Origin of the sequence: Oceanobacillus sp. FSL K6-0127 (assembly GCF_037983385.1) — a bacterium.
Classification (GTDB): domain Bacteria; phylum Bacillota; class Bacilli; order Bacillales; family Amphibacillaceae; genus Oceanobacillus; species Oceanobacillus profundus.
This window is the reverse complement of the sequence record NZ_CP150287.1, coordinates 1,380,755-1,402,237: the sequence shown is the minus strand read 5'-3', so window position 1 is coordinate 1,402,237 and position 21,483 is coordinate 1,380,755. Positions and strand designations below refer to the sequence as shown.

Genomic DNA, 21,483 nt, shown 5'->3' with positions numbered 1-21,483 from the left:
CCCTATTTATTTATCCTCTTGCTTTTTTACCCATTTTTGATAATCTGCCTGATGATTAATATTTATAAAAGACTGTTCTTCTTCCATATCTACATACTTTACATTGCATTTATCCAAAAGCTTTCTTAATGAGCGATGCTCGTGGTCTAATTGGTACTTGATTAATCCCTTGATTGAATTACGATAAATTGCAATCAGGGGCTGGAGTTTTCCTTTAGCGATTGGGATAATAGCGTCAACGTCTTGATCCATATGCTTCATTAGTGTTCTAAATATAGATTGATTCATAAACGGAACATCAATCGGAATAACAAGATACCATTCGGCTTTCATTTGTTCCATAGCAGTCAAAATACCTGCTAATGGTCCATGTCCCTGATATTCCTCCCTATCCTGAATAATCGTCATTTTTGTTTCACTGGACTGGAAACGATGCTTCAGTTCAGGACTTGTCACCATAACCATTTTTTCCACTATTGGGGTTAAAGCATCCATTGAATGTTGATAGAATGCTTTTCCATCCTTCGTCGCAAAGGCCTTTGGTTGCCCAAACCTCATCGACTTTCCACCTGCTAATATAATGCCTGCTATTTTTTCATTCACATTAAAAACTCCTTTGCAATAGAAGTTTGTACAAATTTCACAATGTTGTAACCACGCTTACATCATCTCTAATGGTAAAATAGATATGATATGGTTTGCATTCAACAAGGAGGCTACTGATATGCGAACAAGTTTATTATTAAGTGCACGTCAGAACGAAGATACGATCTCTCCTGAACTGAGAACATTGATGGATTCAATCAGTACGCTTAAAGAAATGAATCAAGACACCTTCCTATTTCACGAAGGTGCAGATGCACATGATATTTATATTATTAAATCAGGACTTGTACAAATTTCTAAATTAACAGCAGATGGAAAAGAAATGATTTTAAGAATTTGTAAGGATAACGATATCATTGGTGAGTTAACTCTGTTTAGTGATCATCCCAAATATTTACTTAGCGCAAAGGTTTTACAAGCTGGAGAAGTATTTGTTATTAATAAAAATCAACTGGAAAAAGCTTTAATGACGAATAGCCAACTAACCTTTGAATTTATGAAATGGACGAGTAACCACATGCGTAAATTCCAGTCTAAAATAAGAGATTTATTGTTAAATGGAAAAAAAGGTGCACTGTATTCGACACTCATCCGTTTATCCAATAGCTACGGAACGAAGCAGGTTGATGGCATTTTAATTAATTTAACCTTAACAAATCAAGAATTGGCTAAGTTTATTGCAGCCACGAGAGAAAGTGTCAATCGTATGCTTGTCGAACTTAGAAAGCTCAACGTCATTTCCATTGATAAGTCTGGCAAAATACTCATTAAGGATATTGACTATTTACGCGAACAAATTGGATGTGAAAATTGTCCGGTTGATATATGCAATATTAATTAGGAAATATTTTAATATCTCAGCTTTGCAGCTTGAATATGGCAAGTAAACCTTGCTCTAATTAAGCTATGATGCTCTTAGTCCTTCATCTTGTAGATGAGGGATTTTTTCTCTAAAATGATGATTATCTTTCGCAGCCTTTTTCTTCCCATCGTGGTAAGCTCTCTCGGTTGATCGCTTGTACTTTTCACTCTTATCTACCCTGACTGCTTGTTTCTCGGGTGATTTCTAACCCTCTGTCATACTCTAGCCCTTGAAAACGATCTAGAACACAAGAATTTAGATATCCTTATCCTAACTTTTTAAAAAATTTCGTTTCATCCATTCATAAAATTCATCTATCTTCGACGTTTTAAAAACAGGATACATCACCGGGGTGTCGAATGATAAGGAGGTGATTACTGCTTGGATATTTTTTACTTGTTCCAGCAACGAAAAATCTTCTTCTCGATTAATAAGAACTACTTTTGGAAAAGGTTCTTTTTTAAAACCTTCCATAACAAGCACATCGACACCCATCAGTTGATAAATAGCGATTAATTGTTCAACATCCCAAGATGCAGCTGAAAGCTGTAAGATTCCTTCCCCTTCAACCCCTGAGATGACAGCACCTGCTTGCTTATGTTTTGCGCTGTCCGTATTTTCTAATCCGATCGGAGCACCACCATGACCATGGTGTTTAAGAGATGCCACAGTATGCCCCGATTCACTTAACATCGCTATCATTTTGGAAGCGAGTGTCGTTTTTCCACTATTTTTAAAGCCAACGATTTGAATGATTTCCATTCATGTTTCTCCTTCACCATTTATGCTGTATTTTCTATTACCCACCACTTACTGGTGGAATAAAAGCAACCGTATCACCAGCTTTAGCAATTTCATCATCCATTACATATTCTTCATTCACTGCTGTCATGACTTGATCTAATTCAATAAGCTGATACGTCTCTTTAAGGATATTTTTTAAATCACGAATCGTCGTTTGCTCTTTGTCTATCGTTAATTGATCGCTTCCTGCCTTTTCTTGTAAATGGGCAAATAATAGAATCTTAATCATGCTTCTCATCCTTTACATCTGGTTTTCCATTGGGATAAGGAACCTTTTCCAATTGATCACCAATCCAGGTCTCGCCATCTTCCCAATGTTCTTTTTTCCAAATCGGAACGATCTGTTTAATTCTTTCAATTGCATATTCATTCGCTTCATAAGCAGCTTTGCGATGTGGTGAGGAAACAGCGATAACAACCGCGATATCCGAAATATCTAAATGCCCAATTCGGTGTGAAATAGCTACTTCTGTATTTGGCCACTTCTCATTTATTTCCTCTCCAATTTTAGCAAGCATTTTTACCGCCATCGGAACGTAGGCTTGATACTTCAAATAAACCGTTCTTCTTCCTCTTGTCCATTCTCTGACAGTTCCAATAAATGTGGTGATAGCGCCTGCTTCTCTGCGCTCTACTTTTTTTATTACAGCTTCTACTTCAATAGGTTCTTCAACAATCTCAAATAATTCATTCATAGGTGCGCTGGCTCCTTCTTGAATTCACATCTGCTGTCGTAAAATTTTCAAACGTTGTACCTTCTTGATCTTCCAAGAGAATAATAGAAACCTCCATGCCCGTTTCATACCCTCTTGTGCCTCCAGGCAGTACAATAAGAATATTTGCTTCAGCCAAGGAAGTAACAACATTTGATTTATCTAAGCCAACCGGGGTTGCTACTAACCTTCCAGTTTCATAGGATAAATGTCCACGAACAAAGCGGTCAAACGGATTCGGCTTTGGAAAATCTGCGCCAAGGATGGCTACTTCTTTCTTTAAAAAAGCTGCTTTTGTCTGTAAAAATGTACGAATGATTGGTCTTGTGTAAAGCTCAAATCCAACATAGCAGGCAGAAGGATTTCCGGATAAACCAAACAATAATTTCCCGTCGTTCTCCGCAACTGTTGTCACACTTCCTGGCCTCATACCAATTTTATTAAATAAAACAGCAGCTCCTAATTGGTCATAAATTGCTGGCAAGAAATCAAAGTCACCAACGGATACCCCGCCTGTTGTAATTAAAACATCTACCTTTTCCAGGCTTTCCTTCACTTTATGATAGCAGGTTTCAAAATCATCATTAAATTGGCCGAAATAAATTGGCTCGCCACCCGCTCTAATAACCTGAGCGTATACCATATAAGCATTACTATTTCTGATTTTCCCAGGCCTTAACGGTTCATCGACACCTAATAATTCACTGCCTGTAGCAATAATACCGATTTTAGGTTTTACACTAACCGGAACTTTCTTATAGCCAAATGTTGCTAAGACGGCAACAATTCCCGGGGTTATAAAGGTGCCTTTGGAGACAAGCACCGTTCCTTTTGTTGTATCCTCACCAGCAAAGGAAATATTGTCACCAGCATTTAATTTTCGTTTTAACTGGAAATAATCCTTTCCATCTTGTATATATTCCTTCACGGACTCAAACATGATTACTGCATCACAATCGTTTGGAATTTGGGCACCTGTCATGATTCGAACCGCTTCATTGTCACCAACATGCTCGTTAAACACACTCCCTGCCCCAATTTCACCAATGACTTCAAATGATATAGCATTTTTACTGGAAGCCATTTTTGTGTCCGCTGATTTTACAGAAAACCCATCATATGGAGACCTGTCAAATGGAGGTACATGGTGATCTGCAATAACATCTTCAGCAAGAAAACGACCATAACTTTCCTCTATCGATACGAATTCGCCCTTGCCATGCTGGGCAAAATCCATTACCTTTTCAATGGCTTCATTTACTTTAATCGGTTTCCGTCTTTCTACCATGTGTCATCACCTTCATCCTGCTAATTGATTGTAAATTGTTTTCGCTTTTTCGATCGAATCAGTACCGTGTATTAATGTTCTGCCATCCTGGAAGAAAACGAGACGATAGGATTCGTATTCCAATGACAATAAAAAATGGTTATGTCTGACTGGGGCGATTTTTTGCAATCGATGTGCTAATTCATCTAGATTTAATTTCTGAGGTGTTCGTATTTGTACCGTATTTCTTCCACAAAGCACTTCCGATTTTGTGCGTGATTCATAGTTTAAATGCGGATAGCTTGGATTTTCACCACATGTCGGACAATCTGCTTTTTTAGCACGATCTACTTTCATCATATGATAATGATTATTCCATAAATCAAATGTCACAAGCTTTGTTCGGCAGGCATTGTTGTCACCGACAAGCAGTTTTATGGCTTCTGCCGTTTGATGGGCAACAACCATTTGGACTGCTGGTGAAATAATTCCAACAGAGTCACAAGTCGCTCCTGAGACTGGCATCGTATCCATTAAGCAACCGAGGCAAGGGGTCTCATCTGGCAAAACCGTAAAACTCATGCCTGTACTTCCAACACAAGATCCATAAATCCACGGTATTTGTTCTTTATGCGCTAAATCGTTCAGGATAAATCGCGTTTCAAAATTATCCGTTGCATCGATTAGGATATCCACATTTTTTAATAAAGGAAGTAGTGTCACTGGTGTGGCATCCATAACATAAGCATCGATAACAACCGAAGAATTAATTTGCTGCAGGCGCTGTTTAGCCGCCATTGCTTTTGGAAGTTGCTCCGTGACCTCTTTTTCGGTATACAATTGCTGCCTTTGTAAATTACTTAATTCGACATAATCTCGATCAATAATCGTCAGCTTCCCTATTCCAGCACGAACAAGGTTTTCAGCATTAGCAGACCCCAATGCACCACAGCCTAAAATGAGTACATGCTTATTTTGTATCTTTTCTTGCCCAGCTTCACCAATCGGTTTAAAAAGTATTTGCCGTGAATATCGATTTCCCATCATTTTTTCTCCTACCCACCTATATAAGACATCTCAATTTTCTTCTTATGTTTAGCTGATTCTGCTGTCCGCTCATCTGAATATCGATCGGTCCGGCTACTCCATATGTTCCTAATTTCTTCTTTTATTTCTTCATCTGTTTTCTCAGAACGTAGCAGTTCACGGAAATCAAAACCATTCCCCGCAAACAGACAGGTGTACATTTTTCCATCTGCAGCAATCCTTGCCCTTGTGCAACTGGAACAGAATGATTCGGATACCGATGTGATAAACCCAACTTCCGTGTTTGTGCCACTATAGCGATAACGTTTTGCTACCTCACCTACGTATGCAGGATCAACAGCTTCCATTTTGAAATGTTTCGAAAGCTCCTTGAAAATTTCCTTTTTCGTTATCACTTTGCTGAAGTTCCAGCCATTTGACTGTCCAACATCCATAAATTCAATATATCTTAACTGAATTCCTTGTTCCTTAAAATAGGCTGCCATTGGAACAATTTCTCCATCATTCATTCCTTTTTTTACGACCATGTTTACTTTTACTTCCAAGCCTGCTTCTTTCGCTTTTTGGATGCCTTTCAATACACGGTCTGGACCCACGCCACTATCGTTAATCGATTTAAATAACGTCTCATCCAGTGCATCTAAACTTACATTGACACGTTTTAGACCTGCATCTTTCAGTTTTTGTGCCATGTGAGAAAGCAAGGACCCATTTGTTGTCAGCCCAATATCCTCTAACCCTTCGATGCGCGCCAGCTTTTCAATTAATACAGGCAAGTCTCTCCTCAGTAAAGGTTCCCCACCAGTTAATCGGATTTTTTTTACGCCTAATGCTACAAATAGCTTTGCAATACGTTCTATTTCTTCAAAGCTTAATAGTTGCTCTCTAGGCATGAACGCAAAGTCTCTGCCAAAGATTTCTTTTGGCATACAATACGTACACCTAAAATTACAACGATCGATGACAGAGATACGAAGATCCTTCATTGGCCGACCAAATTTATCTGTTAGTACTGTCATTCGGATCATCTCTCCTTTCTTTTTGTCAAGTATAAAGCAATCACTTCGTTATAACTGTTAAAAATGTCACTCTCCCTTTCCATTGTATTACCTTTATAAAATCGCGAATTTTCAGTTTATATATTATACTATAACATATTCAAGAAAAACGATAAACCTCCCGGATGGTTCCTTTAAAGTGCATTAGTGTATGTGCAAATCTTACGACTCCCAATGTTAATTGAACTTCTTTCGAATCATTTCTTACTAACGGACATCTCAGTAATTGCTGTTCTTTTACGATTACATCAATCAACTTCGTAAACACTTGTCCCAACTAAGAAGCAAATACTTCATACATTAATAGGCGAATGCTTTCTTTTTAATTAATTTCTCTGTTTGTAGATTGTTTGATGTGATTTAGACTTAATAAATTCCTTGAAAAGGGCTCTTTCTAAATGTATTAGCCGTCTAGCATATATTTATGATAGAGTGCCTTTTCTTATTAAATTTTTATATTCCCCCTCCCGGCCGAAAGATAATTTATACATACAAGTACAACCCTATTTTTTAATCATTATTTGCTACCTTACTCTCAATGAAACTAGAAGATCTTTGTTTACTCAATTTCATAAACTGAACGACAAATGTTCCAATGAAAAGAAAGGTACCGGTAACACTTGAAATTAATTCTGGATTAATCGTTAACACAGCCGCAACAAATAATAGGCCCCGAATAAAAATATTCATTTCGGTAAACAAGTAACCAACTACCCCAAGACTTACCGCTATAAGACCTATTAGAATCATGATGACCTGTATAATAATTTGCGTCGTATCTCCAATAAGGAGGACAGCCGGATTTATGACAAATGAAAAAGGTATTATAAACGCTGGAATACCAATAATAAACGCGTTTACCCCTGTTCTATTTGCATCTGCACCTGCTATTCCCGCTGCAGCATAGGCAGCTAAAGCAACAGGTGGTGTGACCATGGATAATACCGCGAAGAACAGAACAAACATATGGGCAGCTAGAGGCTCAATTCCAAATTCTTGTAGTGCTGGAGCAAGTAATGTCGCCGCCATAATATAAGCAGAAGTTGTTGGCATTCCCATTCCAAGAACGATACATCCTAAGGCAACTAAGACGACACCAAGAATAATGTTACCTAAAGACCACTCCATGATTAATCCCGTGAAGTTTAATCCTAGTCCAGAAAACCCGATAATTCCTACAATAACACCCGCAATCGCACACGGAATCGTAACATGGATAGATTGTTTTGCTCCATCTTCCATCGCACTTAGAATATCGTTTGCACTCATAAACGTATTTTTTCTGAAATAGCTTACAATTACGATCAGGATAATCGACCAGATAGCAGCCCGTTGTAGGGAGAACCCCATAAAGATTAAGGAAATCAATAATGCCATTGGAAGTAAAAGATGAAGACGTCCCAGAACTTTTTGTTGCTTTTTCTCCATTTCTTCTTTAATATCTTGGATTTCTTCCTTACTTGCTTTGACATGAACGATAATTAGTAAAGATAGATAATATAATACGGCTGGAATAATTGCTGCTAGCATAATCTCCACGTATGGGATACCAATCATTTCAGCCATTATAAAGACTGCTGCCCCCATAATTGGTGGCATGATTTGTCCACCTGTTGATGCAATTGCCTCAATTGCACCAGCATCTTCCTTCGAATAACCTGCCTTTTTCATTAATGGGATGGTAAAAATTCCGGTACTAGAAACATTAGCTACAGCACTACCACTGATCGATCCCATGAAACCACTAGAAACAACAGCAGCTTTAGCAGGACCACCTTTCGCATTTTTCGTTATTCGAAAGGCGAGGTCATTAAACAATTGTCCTCCACCGGAAATATTTAGAAATGCCCCAAATAAAATAAAGTAAAAAACATAATCTGTCGCAACCCCTACTGGAACACCGAAGATTCCCTGTGGTGATAAAAATAATAAGTCAACCGTGTCTTGTAAATCTAGACCCCTGTGTGCTAGTAGGCCAGAAAGATTTGGACCAATGAACCCATAGATTACAAAAACGGCAGCAAGAATTGTGATGACATTCCCAACAGTCCTTCGGGAAATTTCAAATACTAATATGGAAAATATAATCCCTAACCATAAGTCTAAGGAAGTGAAACTATCAACAAACCAATTACGTGAAGTTAGTCGATCAGTGTGAATTAAAAGGTATCCCCCAATTAAAAGTGGCGTTACTATCGTAATGGCATCGATTACCTTCCATCTGATACCTTCTTTCTTTTTACTAAGTGAAAATATACTAAAGGCTAATGCAAGAGCATATGAGACATGAATCCCCCTTTGTGTAAATGCAGGAAACGCTCCAAAGATAGCAGTATATAAATGGAAAATTGACCAAAAAACCGCTATTAATGACTGAATATTCAGGAATTTACTCACGCTTTTTCACCTTCTTTATACTAGTTTTGATAATTATTTCCATCCTTGTTCTTCGTAGTATTTTAATGCACCTTGATGTAATTGAAGTCCACCCGTATAATACTCGTCGATACCAGCTTGCGCATCAAAATCACTTAAACCTTGGTGACCTTGCGCTAAATTTTCTTTGTTTTCTACGATCGCCTTCGTAATTTCATAAGCAGTTTCCTCTGATAAATCTTTATTTGCTACAAGCGTCGTATTAAATCCAATTGTTTCAATCTCTTCATCCTGCCCTTTATATTGACCAGCAGGAAACGTTGCCTTTTGGTTTCCCGTTTCTTCAAGTTTTTCTCGATATTCATCTTCAATAGACATAAAAGTAACCGGCGTTTGTAAAGCAATTTCAGTGAATCCTGGGTGTCCTTTTGTCATAACTTGGATAAACATATCTCCATTTCCATCCTGAAACGCAGTTTTTATCACATCGTTTGATGTATGTTCAATGGAACCACCATATTCCTCAATCTCCTTATACGTCATACCGTATGCCTCAAGCACTTGTTTTGCAGCAAATTCTCCTTGACTTCCCGTATTATACGTATATAGATTTACTGGCACTTCTTCCTCTTTTAAATCTGCAATGGAATCAATATTATATTTTTCCATAAAATCATTTCTCATAATAATCCCAACATAATACTGATCTAATCCTCCTACCAAAAGACTAAAATTGTCATATTTTTTATCAAAACCCACTATTCCATTGAGTCCCCAGTTATTTGTCACACTAAATGTCAAACCAAGATCAGCTTTACCACTCGTGACTAATTCGACATTCCCAATCCCACCAGAATATGGTAATACATCTACAGTATTAATATTCTCTACATCTTCTCTAAGCACTTTAGACATAGTTGCACCATACACATACCAGGAACTACCTTCTTGTAAGGTTGCCAGTACATAATTCCCATTACTTTCTCCTGAAGAAGATGAGCTTCCACCCGAGCAACCTGCAAGTAACATCAATAAAGCTAAAACACTAATAATAGTCATTAGATATTTTTTCATTTTACTTTTCACCTTGCCTTTCTCCAATGAATTTTATTTAAAATCACTAGCACTGTAATAATAAAACAATTTCTAAAAATACTGGGGATTTTAATCATAAATCGTTCATACAATCGGATTTCATAATAAAGTTTATTGAATCCAGTAAATTGCCCCTTAACCTAACACATTATAAATGGCAACGTTTAGTAAAGTCGATAGCAACTATGTGGATTACGCACCCTTAATCAGATGATGACGAACGATGTATAATTTCTAATAGATTAAAAGCAGCCTTATAGGAAAGCAGATTTTATTTGGCTTCGATTTGAAAGTAAAACGCTAGCATTAAAATATCAATGTCGTTGATTTGTGTAAATATTAATAAGAATTGTAAATTTAGATCGCTATATGCAATACTAGTGATTTAAAATATCAAATAATCGGGAAATTATTCGCTGTAATCATTTATATTAATTTCTTCCAAGCCAGGAATTCGTATTTTTTCATATTGCATTGGTTCAGCATTTAAAGGTACCGTACAGTCAAAACCAACTTTTGAACCCACACCGTTCTCAGTTGATGGATCTAATTTGGATCCCAGTGCATCATGAACAACAACAAAATCCTTATCGGCTTGAAACCTCGTAGCCACGGCCCACTCTACATCTTCCATATTAAAAATATCCACTTCTTCATCTACAACAACTACATGTTTCACATCATAATGAGCAGCAAATGCAGCTAGGATAACGTTTTTTGCTTCTCCTTCATTTCTCTTTTTCATAGAAACGACTAAATGATAACGACATGTTCCACCCAATGTCAAATGAACATCTTTTACTGTGGGAACTGTTTCCCTTAGTTTAGTTAGGATACTTGCCTCCCTCGGAATCCCTCCTAAATAGAAATGTTCATAACTTGCCGCTAGAATCGTTTGGAAGATTGGATTATTTCGATGGGTAATCGCATTAATTTCAATCACTTCTTTTTTACTTTTCGGCCCATAATACTTTGGAAATTCCCCAAAAGGTCCTTCCTCTTCTCTAACCCTCGGTAATATTTTCCCTTCTAAAACAATTTCCGCATGGGCAGGAACATAGACATCAATCGTTTTACATTTCACTACCTTTTCGGGATAACCTTTTAATGCGCCGGAGATTTCTAATTCGTCTTGACCAAGTGGCGCAATCGCTTGAGAGCCAAGAATGGTAACCGGATCTACACCAATAACAATAGCAACGTCTAAACCTTTCCCAGTATCCTCTTGGTTTTTGTAAAAGTTGTATAGATGACGTGGGAGAATTAAGGCACCTAAACGGTCTTTTCCACTTACTTGTAACCGGTGGATCGATACATTTTGTTTTCCAGTAGTCTTGTCTTTTGCAATGGCAAGACCTGCTGTAATATAGCTTCCTGAATCTTTCTCATGATGAATCGGGATTGGAAACTGTTTTAACAAATCAATGTCCGCTTTCTCTATGAAATTCTCATGAGTCGGTGCATCCATACTATCCACAACTTCAAATGGTAGTGGATTATCAAGAGCATCTAAAAATTTCCCATTTAACTCGTCCTGTTTAATATTTATAGCATTCGCAAATTGTTCCCGTGTACTTGCAGTTCCTGCAATCACCGGCATGTCATAATTTTTTACCTTCGTAAAAAACACTGCTTTTTCCCCATCTAATTTTTTGGTAACTGCGGCAATCTCGTATTCAACTGACACTTCTTTTTTTATAGTTGCTAATTCATCTTTTTCTTTTAAATAATATATCCAGTCTCTTAATGTTGTACTGTTATTCATTGCTATCCTCCTCATAATTTTCTTACTTATATAATTGTAATAGCAAATTAATAAAAACTTTGTTACTTTGCATTTGCCTATTAATATATATTTTTAAGTATTTGCAAAACCTCTTCCTCGGATGCTCTTCTCGGGTTAAATTGCCACATACCACTCTTCAAGGCATCTATTGAAATATCTTCTAGTAATTCTTTGTCTACATTTACCTCACGAAGTTTTTGTGGTAAACCAATATCATTACGTAATTCCCCTACTACTTTTACAAATAACTTCGATGCATCTATCGCGGATAATGAATGTGTTCCATTCAAATAAGTATATAATTGGTTATACTTTTCAATCTGAGACACTCTATTAAAATCCACAACAGCTGGTAATAGTAAACCAATTGCAACGCCATGGCTTACATTCGCATGACCACTTACCGAACTACCGATAGCATGTGCCAATCCTAAATAAGATTGATTAAACGCCAGTCCAGCAAGAAGGCTAGCTTCCGACATTTTAATTCTAGCTTCTTTATTCTCTCCGTTAAAAACGACAGAACGAAGATTTTGGTTTATCATTTTTATTGCAGAAAGTGCCATCGCTTCACTTGGAGGTTGAGAGATTCTTGATATAAAAGTTTCAAAAGCATGCGCTAATGCATCATATCCGGATGCTGCCGTAAAATGCGCCGGCACACTCATAGTTAATTTTGGATCAACAATTGCAACATCAGTAGCGATATAAGGACTTGAAACAGTCACTTTCCTTTTTTCTTTCCTATCCGAGAGTACCGTAAACATTGTTACTTCACTACCAGTTCCCGAAGTTGTCGGCAATGCTACAAGTGGGGTTTTCGGTTTATTTTTTACTAGATTCACTCCAGCATAATCTTCTATTTTCCCATCATTGCTAACAACTGTGCGAATTCCCTTTGCCGTATCAATCGGACTTCCTCCACCAATAGCGACAATCGCGTCACTTTCCATTTGTTTATAAATTTCTGTTGCCTGATTTACTGTATCGGTACTTGGATCTGGCTCAACTTCATCGAATATATAACAAGAAAATTTCCCTTTTAATTGCTTCACAATCGACTCAAGAATTCCAGCTTGAACAATACCTTTGTCAGTAACAATGAATAGATTGTTAACATTCATCTGTTCAAGTACTTGAGGTAATTCGGCACTCTTTCCATAACCGAACATCACCTTTGTCGGCAATTGAAATTCAAAACTATTATCCATTGTTCATTCAACTCCATCCTCTTTGTAAATTATTAATCAAATTCAACATTGATATGTTTTGTCTCGGTATATCCTAATAAACCTTCTATACCTCTTGTTCTTCCTAATCCACTTTCTTTGTAACCACCAAATTCTGTTTGTGGATAATTTTTATTGTACGTATTAATCCAAACAGTTCCTGCGTCTATTTTTTTCGAAACTCTCATTGCACGGTCAATATCTTTTGTCCATACACCTGCAGCTAAACCAAAACTTGTTCCGTTGGCAATTTGAATCGCTTCTTCTTCATCTTTAAACGTTTGAATTACTAATACTGGTCCAAATATCTCATCTTGGGCTAGTTTTGACTCGATTGATACATCCGTAAATATAGTTGGTTCAATATAAAAGCCGTTATCAAATACTCCACCTTTTATTTGATTTCCTCCAGTTACCAACCGACAATTTTCCTTACCGTATTTGATATATCCCATCACTTCATTGAATTGCTTCTTCGAAATAACTGGACCCATATCAACCGATTCCTCTAATCCATTACCAACCTTCAAATTCTCTGCTTCTTGTTTTAGTAATTCCACTAATTCATCATGAATGGAGTTATGGACAATCACTCGAGTACCAGCAAAACACATTTGCCCTGAAGTACTGAACATCGAGCTATTAATGATTGGAATCGCCTTTTCTAAATTTGCATCAGGAAACACAACATGTGGTGACTTTCCACCTAATTCAAGAGCTAATTTTTTCACTTTCTCAGAAGCTACTTTCATTAAATTCTTTCCAGTGGAGGTATCTCCTGTAAAACTAATGGCACCAACATGTGGATTCACAGCTATTTCATTACCAATTAGTGCTCCGGGGCCAGATACGATATTCGCAACACCGGATGGAAACTCACTGATTTTATCTATCAAACCAATCAATGCAATACTAATAAGAGGTGTTTGACTTGCTGGTTTAATCACCACTGTATTTCCCGCTGCTAAAGCAGGAGCAACTTCACGAATCATTAGCAATGCTGGCCAGTTCCACGGAGAAATAATTCCCACAACCCCAATTGGTTGCTTATCGATTAGGCCAAACGATTTTTCTGAGAGATTAATAGTTCTACCAAAAATACTTCTTGCCATTCCAGCAAAGTATTTTATCGTATCAATACATGCCGCCAATTCTTTTCTTGATTCTTGAATTGATTTTCCATTTTCTTTTGTTAGTAAAGTAGCAAGGTATTCCTTTCCTTCTATCATTTTATTTGCCCAGGCCATTAATGCATTAGAGCGTAAAGATGATTCCAATCGCCATGGACTAACTTGAAAAGCCTCATATGCTGTTTCAATTGCAAAACGAATATCTTGAAGTGATGATTTTTGTGCTGTTCCAATTACTTCATTTGTAGCAGGATTAATGGATTTTAATACTTCGCCGGTTTTAGAAACTTCCCATTTACCATTGATAAAATTTTCCCCTTGAACATCAGTCAATAACATTAAACACCCACCCTTTCTTTATCATTTTCTAATCCGGACCAGCGTTCAAATAATTTAGCATCAATGCCGAATTGATCTAATGCCTTACCAACGCTTTGATTCACGATATCATCAATTGATTTCGGTTTGTGATAGAAACTTGGAACTGGTGGTAAGATGATCCCACCAATCTCCGTAACGGTCTTCATGTGGTTAATATGCCCCAAGTGAAATGGAGTTTCTCTTAGCATTAACACTAGCTTTCTTCTTTCTTTTAACGTAACATCTGCTGCCCTTGTTAATAAGTTGTCATTTAAACTATTTGCAATAGATGCTAACGATTTAATCGAACATGGAGCAACGATCATTCCTTCTACTGGATAAGAACCACTAGAAATCGTTGCACCAATGTCTTTTGAATCATATAAGTAATCACACATTGCTTTTACTTCCTCTATCGTATAAAATGTTTCATACCCAATCGTCTTAAAAGCGGAAGGACTTATAATCGCATGTGTTTCTATTTCTAATTTTTTCAATACCTCGAGTAATCGTATTCCGTAAATTGCACCACTTGCTCCCGATATTGCTATAATAATTCTTCTCATTATTCTCTCCTCCTGATGAACTATTCCTAACTAGTTAAAAATAAATTAGGAATCCAAAGTACCAACTCTGGAATATAGGTAATGATGAATAAAATAACAACTGCTGCAGCTATAAAAGGTAAGATTGCCTTACTTAAATTAGAAACAGAAACCTTCGTTATACCCGAGGTTACAAATAAAGCAACACCTACTGGTGGTGTAATTAAACCAATAACTAGGTTTAAGGACACAATAACTCCAAAGTGGACTGGATCGATTCCAAGTTGGGAAACTACTGGAATTAATACAGGTACTATAATAATGATTGCCGCTAGTGTTTCTAGAAACATTCCGATAATGAAAAGTAGTATATTTATTAACAATAGAACGATTAATGGATTAGTAGAGATTGAAAGGATTCCTTCTGCAACAAGTTGTGGGATTCTTTCCAAAGTCAAACTCAATCCAAAAATATTCGACGTTGCAACAATAATCATAATAGTAGCCGTAATGATACCAGTTCTTAGGAAAATGTTATATAAGTTTTTCCATTTGAGTTGACGGTAAATAAACATCCCAACTAGAAATGAAACCAAACTACCAATTGCCCCAGCTTCTGTTGCCGTAAAAAATCCAGAAACAATTCCACCAATAATAAAAATGGGGATGATGATAGCAGGTATAGCACTAAGAAATGCTTTATTACGTTTTCCCCAACTTGCTTTTTCCATTATAGGAAAATTGTTTTTTCTAGCGTAAAAAAATGCGAGTACCATAAAAGCAACAGCTAGTAAAAGTCCTGGAATAATTCCAGCTAAAAATAGAGCGCCAATTGAAGCGCTAGCTGTTACACCATATAGAATAAACACCATACTTGGTGGGATTATTGGTCCCATAATGGAAGATGCCGCTGTAATAGCCGAGGAATACTCATTACTATATCCGTCTTTTTTCATTTCCGGTACCCATGATGTACTTTGAATTGCAGCAACAGCATTAGCAGATCCTACGATTGCCGATAAGAACATACTAACTAGAATGTTTACATATGCTAATCCCCCTTTAAAATGTGCAACGAATGATCTTGAAAAATCAGTCAACCGCTTTGTAATACCACCATGGTTCATTAATTCACCGACTAATACAAAGAATGGGATAGCCATTAGGCTAAAATTATTAGCAGCTGTTAACATAGTTTGCGCCATACTAGCCAACATAGAGGAATTCCCACCGATAAATATCTGGGTTAAACTAGTTATTCCTAGGACAATAGCAATTGGTATTCCTAAAAATAATAAGAGAAAAAATACAACAATAAGTAGAATACTAATCATTTTAATCCCTTCTCTCTAAATCGTATTAGATGAATAATAGAATTGATAGCATAGATACAAATCAATCCAAATCCTAATGGTATTGATAAATAAACGATATACATTGGAAGTTGGATCGCCGGTGAAACCTGATTCATAATGCTCGGGGAAAATGTTTGCTGTATTCCGTAATTTAAAACAACCAAGGAGAATAATAGTACGAATAACTCTATCATTGTAAAATAAAGCCATTTAAATTTAATTGAGATTTTATTAACAATTAAATCCAAGGCTACCATTTCGCCACTTTTATAAGCTACACTTGCACCGATAAATGTAGCCCAGATAAAGCAATATCGAGAGAACTCCTCGGCCCAAAAAATTGAATTGTTCAATAGTCCCCTACTTAACACTTGGGCAATGATAACAATTGTCATTGCACCAATGAGGGCTGCTAATAAAATTTTTGATAGTTTATAAATGAAATTAATAACCATGTCCAAAAGCTCTCCCCCGAATCTACTAATGCTGATTCTTTACTTCTTCTACTACTTCTATAAATTCTTTAATTAGTGGATCTTTCTCCGCATATTTGTCATATACTGGTTGAACCTTTTCTCTGAACGGAGTGATGTTATCAATCTTTTCGATATACACATTATTACTTTCTAATTCTTGTAACATTTCTTTGTCAATTTCAACTAACCGTTCAACAATCCAAGATTGTGTTTCTTTCCCTGCATCTACAAGTATCTTTTGTTGTTCTGCTGATAAACTATTAAAAAAGTCTAGATTCATTACGTTAATATTTGGCCATGGGAAATGGTTTGTAAGCGTTATATAGTCTGTCACTTCATAAAAGTTTTCAGCAACATAAGCAGATAAATCTGATTCATGCGCGTTAATTACTCCGGTTTGAAGTGCAGAGTAAATTTCGCCATATGCCATCGATGTTGGCGCTGCCCCTAGTTCCATAAAGATGTCTTGCATTAAAGGGCTTTCAGCTACACGGATACTTAAGTCCTCTAGATTTTCTGGTGACTTAACAACTTCAACATTAGAACCTAATTGCCTCATGCCACTTTCGTTAATTCCAAGTCCCTTTAAATTAATTTCTTCTAATCGATCTAACATTTTTTGTGCGGTCTCTGTTTGAATCGCTTGACCAAATATCTCGTAACTATCTAACAAAAATGGGATTTGTAAGCCATCCATAACGGGGGTTGAACCACTGAAAACAGAAGAAGAAATGAATCCAGCTTCAAGCGATCCGTTTTGTAGCATCTCAAGCATGTCAATATCTCCACCTAATTGACGTGATGGAAAAATTTCAACCTTTATCGAACCATTTGATTCTGATTCTACAATTTCTTTAAAATGTTCTGCTGCTAGGTGATATGGGTGTGTTGTCTGTGTAACATGTCCCAAACGAATAGTTACATCCGAGTCTTCACTCGCTCCACTACCTGTTTCTGCACTTGATATACAGGCACTTAAGCCCATTACAATAAATATCAACACGAAAAAATATAACTTCCTCACTTTTGTTCCCTCCTATTCTGCTTTTTAAATATTAAGCACCCGTCTGTGATAGTTCCTCTTTTTCATTTTCAACACTTATTCTTCCAACATTAAAATCCTTACTTTCAAGAATCAAGGAAACAAGCACCCCACCGATTAAAGCCCAGAAAGGAGAACTTACTCCAAAGAAACTAATTCCAGACATGGCAATAATCAATGAAAAGAATGCTCCAATTTGGAAGTTTTTACCTGTGAAGGCTGTTTGTAATGAAGATACTAGAACACCTACCATTGCTAATCCTGCTACTGTAGCAACTAGTACACTTGGTAACGCAAGCACAAATGATACGGCAACACCGGCAACTAAACCAAAACCACCAAATAAAATGCCATTTACTATAACGGAAGCATATCTTCCTTCTTTGTCCCCGGATTCTTCTGACGCACAAATAGCTGTCATTGGTCCAGCTATATTCGCATTATGTCCCCCAAAGAATGATGTTACGATTCCACCAATACCACTAATAATAGTCATTGCATTTATTGGTGGTTTATAGCCTTCCGCCATTAGAACACCGATGGACTGTGCGTTTTCTGCACCGATTACTAATAAGGCTAAAGGTATACCTACGGCGATAATCGCTTCGATATTAAACACAGGCATCAAAATTTGCGGAAGAGATAAACCCGTTTGCATTTCTCCCATCTGAAAATGACCAGTAAATGAAGCTAAAATACATCCAACAATAAAAGCAATTAATATCGGTGGTAATTTCGGGATTAAACGAGATGATAATAAATAGGAAACAATTGCTCCACCAACAATTAATGGTGCTCCTTGTATGGAAACAATCATATCGGTACCAAATTTAATCATTGCCCCAACGATCATCGCCATCACAATTGGAACCGGGATCCAATTCATGATTTTCCCAATTAACCCACTAAGTCCTAAGATTAATACAATAATACCAGCTGCTAAGTAAGCACCAGATATTTCATTCAATGAATAAGACTGTAATCCTGCGGCTACTAATACTGCTCCAGGAATAGAATAAGCTCCAACAATTGGTTGTTTATATTTCAATGCCATATAAATTCCTATTAAACTACCAAAAAAATAAACGGCGAATAGCCAAGAAAACATTTGCTCTGTTGTTAGACCTGCATCTCTTGCACCACCAATAATGATTAATGCAGGGCCCGTACATCCAAAAATTGCGGCAAGGACACCAGTACTGATGGTTCTTTCGTTCAGATATTTCTGTATATTAGAGACACTTTTATTAACCGAATCCATACGCCCCCTCCATTTCATGATAATTACCAAAATTCAAAATCCCATTATTGCAAAGGAAGGGAAATCGATTGTTAAAAGATTTCCCCTATCCTACTCATTTTTATATTGTTTAACCTTGTTCTTTATTTTCCTTTAAAGTTTGGTTTCACTTTGTTACCGAATGCCTGAACACCTTCATTAAAATCTTCTGTTGAACGAAGCATTCCGTATGCGAATCCTTCAATTTCCATTCCTGTACTTAGTGAGGAATCTTGTGCTGTGTTAAGTACTCGTTTTAATACTTTTAATGTCATTGGTGATTTGGATGTTAAGTCTTTTACAATCTTATTTGTTTCCTCTTCTAAGTTTTCAGGAGTGGTTACTGATGTCACTAACCCCCATTGGTATGCTTCATGAGCTGGAATTCTTCTACCGCGCAAGATCATATCTTTTGCTCTTCCAATTCCCGCAATTTTTGTTACTCGCTGAGAACCACCACTCCCTGGAATCATTCCTAGATTAATTTCTGGTAATGCAAGTAATGTATTATCTGTAGCTACACGGAAATCACACGCCAAGGCTATTTCTAAACCCACTCCGAATGTATACCCTTGAAGTTGGGCGATAACTGGTTTTGGAGAGCGTTCCGGTGCAGCAACATTAATATGCAGTTCAGACAGTTCTACTGGATGTCTTTCCATAAACTGAGCAATGTTTCCTCCTGAAGTAAACGCTTTTTCTCCAGCACCTTTAATTAGTATAACTTTTACATCATCATCATTGTTTAAAATATCAAAAATTTGCGATAAATGCGAACGTGCGATATAGCTAAGCGTATTCATTTTTTCTGGACGATCTAACGTAATTGTTGCTGTTTGCTCCTCCACATTCTTTTCAACTGAAATGTGATCCCATTCTTGTGCTATATTGTTAACCATTTTATACACTCTCCTTCATTTCCTCTTGATAATTATCTCTTAAAATTCTTCTTAAAATTTTTCCAACTGGACTCTTTGGTATTTCGTTCACTATGCGATACTCTTTTGGTCGCTTGAAATTAGCTAGCTTATCCGAATCCTTACAGTATGCATCGAGTTCCTCTGAAGTTAAATCTTTGTTATCGGTTACAATATAAGCAATTACTTTTTCACCCCAGCGGCTATCTGGAATTCCAACAATCGTTACTTCAGACACATCTGGATGTGCTGCAAGTACATCTTCCACCTCTAATGGATGGATATTTTCACCGCCTGAGATAATCATGTCATCGACCCTACCAACAACATTTAAGTCCCCATCTTCATCAAGAACCCCCATATCACCAGTGAAGTACCAACCTGAGTTAATCGCTTTTTTATTAGCATCTGGTCGTTTCCAATAGCCTTTGAATGACTCCAACGAATCGATATTGACAATAATTTCCCCTGGTTCACCTACAGAAACTAAATCACTTGGATCTGCATTTCCTTCAGGATCTGGTGTAACCAAACGTAATTCTTGATGGAATCCCGGTTTTCCTGCACAACCCGGTTTTTTATCCAAGTAATCACAAATCGAGAAGGTATATACTTCTGTGCTTCCATAGTGATTTACAAATACTTCAGGTTTGAATTTTTCGAAGCATTTTACAGTTAATTCAGTTGTCATTGCAGCACCGGCATAGCCAATCTTTTTAAGATTACGCAAATTATAATTATCAAAATCCTTGTGATAAACAATATCATGGAAAATCGTTGGGATAAGATAAACGCAAGTAATTTGTTCTTTAGCCAGTACTTCTAACGTATTTTCCGTATTGTAATCAGGTACCATAACAAACTTGCCATTCAAAAGTCCCATTGACACTAAGGAACGCATGCCCATTGTATGATAAAGTGGCATTGCACCTATCGTGCTTTCATGTGTACTGTAACGATTTTGAATAATATGTGCAGTTGCAGCACTATACTCGTTCATATGAGAACGTGGAACCCCTTTTGGTTTTCCGGTTGTTCCCGATGTATATAACATGAGACATATATCATCCATGTCAACATGTGGTACATGATAATTCTCATTCTTTTGTTCGAGCATTTTCTCGTATGTGATGTCACCTCCCTCAGCGCCTAAAATACTAATAAGTACTGGTTTATCAGTAAAGTTAGCTTGTAATGCAGCATCTTCACTAATTGGTTCATAAATGACTGCCTTTGCTTCCGCATTGTCTACGCAATATGCAACTTCCTCTGTGGATAATCGAAAATTAATTGGTGTAAACACGGCACCAACTTTTTGAACCGCCCAATAAAGTGCAACCGTTTCTAGTCGGTTTTTTAAAATAATTACAACGCGATCTCCTTTTTCAATGCCAAGTTCTTGTAAGGATACGGCTAACTTGTTGATTTGGCTATTGAATTCTCGATAAGTATATCTTCTATCTTCTTCTACAATTGCAGTATTTTCGGGAAATCTACTTACTGAAAACTCAAACATCTTACCAAGATTCACATTTT

At 36.9% G+C, this 21,483-nt stretch carries 20 protein-coding genes; 1 reads left to right on the top strand and 19 read right to left on the bottom strand.

All coding sequences use genetic code 11. The features are described from left to right. Window positions 1-6 precede the first annotated feature (6 nt). Window positions 7-603: a molybdenum cofactor guanylyltransferase gene (locus MHH64_RS06985; RefSeq protein WP_340002935.1), complete on the bottom strand. Its 597-nt coding sequence runs from the start codon at window positions 601-603 to the stop codon at window positions 7-9. Window positions 604-724: 121 nt separating this feature from the next. Here MHH64_RS06985 and MHH64_RS06980 point away from each other — a divergent pair, with 121 nt between their 5' ends. Next, entirely contained in the window at window positions 725-1,447 is a 723-nt protein-coding gene (locus MHH64_RS06980) for a Crp/Fnr family transcriptional regulator (RefSeq protein ID WP_340002934.1), read from the top strand. 291 nt (window positions 1,448-1,738) lie between these two features. Here the strand turns inward: MHH64_RS06980 and mobB are convergent, their stop codons facing one another. From mobB to MHH64_RS06890, 18 genes are all read right to left on the bottom strand, one after another. Further along, a complete protein-coding gene (gene mobB, locus MHH64_RS06975; protein WP_340002933.1) occupies window positions 1,739-2,230 on the bottom strand; it encodes a molybdopterin-guanine dinucleotide biosynthesis protein B in 492 nt (163 codons plus the stop codon). 37 nt (window positions 2,231-2,267) lie between these two features. After that, window positions 2,268-2,501, bottom strand: coding sequence for a molybdopterin converting factor subunit 1 (gene moaD, locus MHH64_RS06970; RefSeq protein ID WP_095314284.1), 234 nt, complete (start codon window positions 2,499-2,501; stop codon window positions 2,268-2,270). After that, on the bottom strand, window positions 2,494-2,967 hold the full coding sequence (locus tag MHH64_RS06965) for a molybdenum cofactor biosynthesis protein MoaE (RefSeq protein WP_095314286.1): 474 nt from the start codon (window positions 2,965-2,967) through the stop codon (window positions 2,494-2,496). Before MHH64_RS06965 ends, moaD begins: the two co-directional genes overlap by 8 nt. After that, window positions 2,960-4,273 (bottom strand): gephyrin-like molybdotransferase Glp, encoded by a 1,314-nt coding sequence (gene glp, locus MHH64_RS06960; RefSeq protein WP_340002932.1) that lies wholly within the window; start codon window positions 4,271-4,273, stop codon window positions 2,960-2,962. The genes MHH64_RS06965 and glp overlap by 8 nt, the downstream gene beginning before the upstream one ends. Before the next feature lie 12 nt (window positions 4,274-4,285). Next, the gene (locus tag MHH64_RS06955) at window positions 4,286-5,296 is read right to left on the bottom strand and encodes a MoeB/ThiF family adenylyltransferase (RefSeq protein ID WP_340002931.1); all 1,011 of its coding nucleotides are present in this window, start codon (window positions 5,294-5,296) and stop codon (window positions 4,286-4,288) included. 11 nt (window positions 5,297-5,307) lie between these two features. Further along, window positions 5,308-6,318, bottom strand: coding sequence for a GTP 3',8-cyclase MoaA (gene moaA, locus MHH64_RS06950; protein WP_340002930.1), 1,011 nt, complete (start codon window positions 6,316-6,318; stop codon window positions 5,308-5,310). A 549-nt stretch (window positions 6,319-6,867) separates the two neighbouring features. Beyond that, the gene (locus MHH64_RS06945) at window positions 6,868-8,754 is read right to left on the bottom strand and encodes a TRAP transporter fused permease subunit (RefSeq protein ID WP_340002929.1); all 1,887 of its coding nucleotides are present in this window, start codon (window positions 8,752-8,754) and stop codon (window positions 6,868-6,870) included. Between the two features lie 33 nt (window positions 8,755-8,787). Beyond that, complete coding sequence (locus MHH64_RS06940) at window positions 8,788-9,807, bottom strand: TAXI family TRAP transporter solute-binding subunit (protein WP_251659526.1); 1,020 nt, start codon at window positions 9,805-9,807, stop codon at window positions 8,788-8,790. Between the two features lie 430 nt (window positions 9,808-10,237). Next, window positions 10,238-11,593, bottom strand: coding sequence for a UbiD family decarboxylase (locus MHH64_RS06935; RefSeq protein WP_251659524.1), 1,356 nt, complete (start codon window positions 11,591-11,593; stop codon window positions 10,238-10,240). An 80-nt stretch (window positions 11,594-11,673) separates the two neighbouring features. Beyond that, complete coding sequence (locus tag MHH64_RS06930) at window positions 11,674-12,825, bottom strand: iron-containing alcohol dehydrogenase (RefSeq protein ID WP_251659522.1); 1,152 nt, start codon at window positions 12,823-12,825, stop codon at window positions 11,674-11,676. Window positions 12,826-12,857: 32 nt separating this feature from the next. Next, window positions 12,858-14,312 carry an aldehyde dehydrogenase family protein gene (locus MHH64_RS06925; protein WP_251659520.1) on the bottom strand — a complete coding sequence of 485 codons (1,455 nt, stop codon included), beginning with the start codon at window positions 14,310-14,312 and terminating at the stop codon, window positions 12,858-12,860. Then, window positions 14,312-14,899 carry a UbiX family flavin prenyltransferase gene (locus MHH64_RS06920; RefSeq protein WP_251659518.1) on the bottom strand — a complete coding sequence of 196 codons (588 nt, stop codon included), beginning with the start codon at window positions 14,897-14,899 and terminating at the stop codon, window positions 14,312-14,314. Before MHH64_RS06920 ends, MHH64_RS06925 begins: the two co-directional genes overlap by 1 nt. A gap of 26 nt (window positions 14,900-14,925) precedes the next feature. Continuing rightward, complete coding sequence (locus MHH64_RS06915) at window positions 14,926-16,212, bottom strand: TRAP transporter large permease (protein ID WP_251659516.1); 1,287 nt, start codon at window positions 16,210-16,212, stop codon at window positions 14,926-14,928. Further along, window positions 16,209-16,688, bottom strand: a complete 480-nt coding sequence (locus tag MHH64_RS06910; RefSeq protein WP_251659659.1) for a TRAP transporter small permease — start codon at window positions 16,686-16,688, stop codon at window positions 16,209-16,211. The genes MHH64_RS06915 and MHH64_RS06910 overlap by 4 nt, the downstream gene beginning before the upstream one ends. A gap of 25 nt (window positions 16,689-16,713) precedes the next feature. Next, the gene (locus MHH64_RS06905; RefSeq protein WP_251659514.1) at window positions 16,714-17,733 is read right to left on the bottom strand and encodes a TRAP transporter substrate-binding protein; all 1,020 of its coding nucleotides are present in this window, start codon (window positions 17,731-17,733) and stop codon (window positions 16,714-16,716) included. Between the two features lie 31 nt (window positions 17,734-17,764). After that, complete coding sequence (locus MHH64_RS06900) at window positions 17,765-19,012, bottom strand: benzoate/H(+) symporter BenE family transporter (RefSeq protein ID WP_251659512.1); 1,248 nt, start codon at window positions 19,010-19,012, stop codon at window positions 17,765-17,767. Between the two features lie 122 nt (window positions 19,013-19,134). Further along, entirely contained in the window at window positions 19,135-19,929 is a 795-nt protein-coding gene (locus MHH64_RS06895) for an enoyl-CoA hydratase-related protein (protein ID WP_251659510.1), read from the bottom strand. Between the two features lies 1 nt (window position 19,930). Beyond that, entirely contained in the window at window positions 19,931-21,478 is a 1,548-nt protein-coding gene (locus MHH64_RS06890; RefSeq protein ID WP_251659508.1) for an AMP-binding protein, read from the bottom strand. Window positions 21,479-21,483: the final 5 nt, after the last annotated feature.

What these genes read in the sequence shown, in the direction of transcription:
- moaA (WP_340002930.1), bottom strand. Translation starts at nt 6,318, where the DNA reads ATGACAGTACTAACAGATAAATTTGGTCGGCCAATGAAGGATCTTCGT.
- MHH64_RS06895 (WP_251659510.1), bottom strand. Translation starts at nt 19,929, where the DNA reads ATGGTTAACAATATAGCACAAGAATGGGATCACATTTCAGTTGAAAAG.
- MHH64_RS06935 (WP_251659524.1), bottom strand. Translation starts at nt 11,593, where the DNA reads ATGAATAACAGTACAACATTAAGAGACTGGATATATTATTTAAAAGAA.
- MHH64_RS06940 (WP_251659526.1), bottom strand. Translation starts at nt 9,807, where the DNA reads ATGAAAAAATATCTAATGACTATTATTAGTGTTTTAGCTTTATTGATG.
- MHH64_RS06910 (WP_251659659.1), bottom strand. Translation starts at nt 16,688, where the DNA reads ATGGTTATTAATTTCATTTATAAACTATCAAAAATTTTATTAGCAGCC.
- glp (WP_340002932.1), bottom strand. Translation starts at nt 4,273, where the DNA reads ATGGTAGAAAGACGGAAACCGATTAAAGTAAATGAAGCCATTGAAAAG.
- MHH64_RS06965 (WP_095314286.1), bottom strand. Translation starts at nt 2,967, where the DNA reads ATGAATGAATTATTTGAGATTGTTGAAGAACCTATTGAAGTAGAAGCT.
- MHH64_RS06955 (WP_340002931.1), bottom strand. Translation starts at nt 5,296, where the DNA reads ATGGGAAATCGATATTCACGGCAAATACTTTTTAAACCGATTGGTGAA.
- mobB (WP_340002933.1), bottom strand. Translation starts at nt 2,230, where the DNA reads ATGGAAATCATTCAAATCGTTGGCTTTAAAAATAGTGGAAAAACGACA.
- MHH64_RS06980 (WP_340002934.1), top strand. Translation starts at nt 725, where the DNA reads ATGCGAACAAGTTTATTATTAAGTGCACGTCAGAACGAAGATACGATC.
- MHH64_RS06900 (WP_251659512.1), bottom strand. Translation starts at nt 19,012, where the DNA reads ATGGATTCGGTTAATAAAAGTGTCTCTAATATACAGAAATATCTGAAC.
- MHH64_RS06915 (WP_251659516.1), bottom strand. Translation starts at nt 16,212, where the DNA reads ATGATTAGTATTCTACTTATTGTTGTATTTTTTCTCTTATTATTTTTA.
- MHH64_RS06925 (WP_251659520.1), bottom strand. Translation starts at nt 14,312, where the DNA reads ATGTTATTGACTGATGTTCAAGGGGAAAATTTTATCAATGGTAAATGG.
- MHH64_RS06920 (WP_251659518.1), bottom strand. Translation starts at nt 14,899, where the DNA reads ATGAGAAGAATTATTATAGCAATATCGGGAGCAAGTGGTGCAATTTAC.
- MHH64_RS06930 (WP_251659522.1), bottom strand. Translation starts at nt 12,825, where the DNA reads ATGGATAATAGTTTTGAATTTCAATTGCCGACAAAGGTGATGTTCGGT.
- moaD (WP_095314284.1), bottom strand. Translation starts at nt 2,501, where the DNA reads ATGATTAAGATTCTATTATTTGCCCATTTACAAGAAAAGGCAGGAAGC.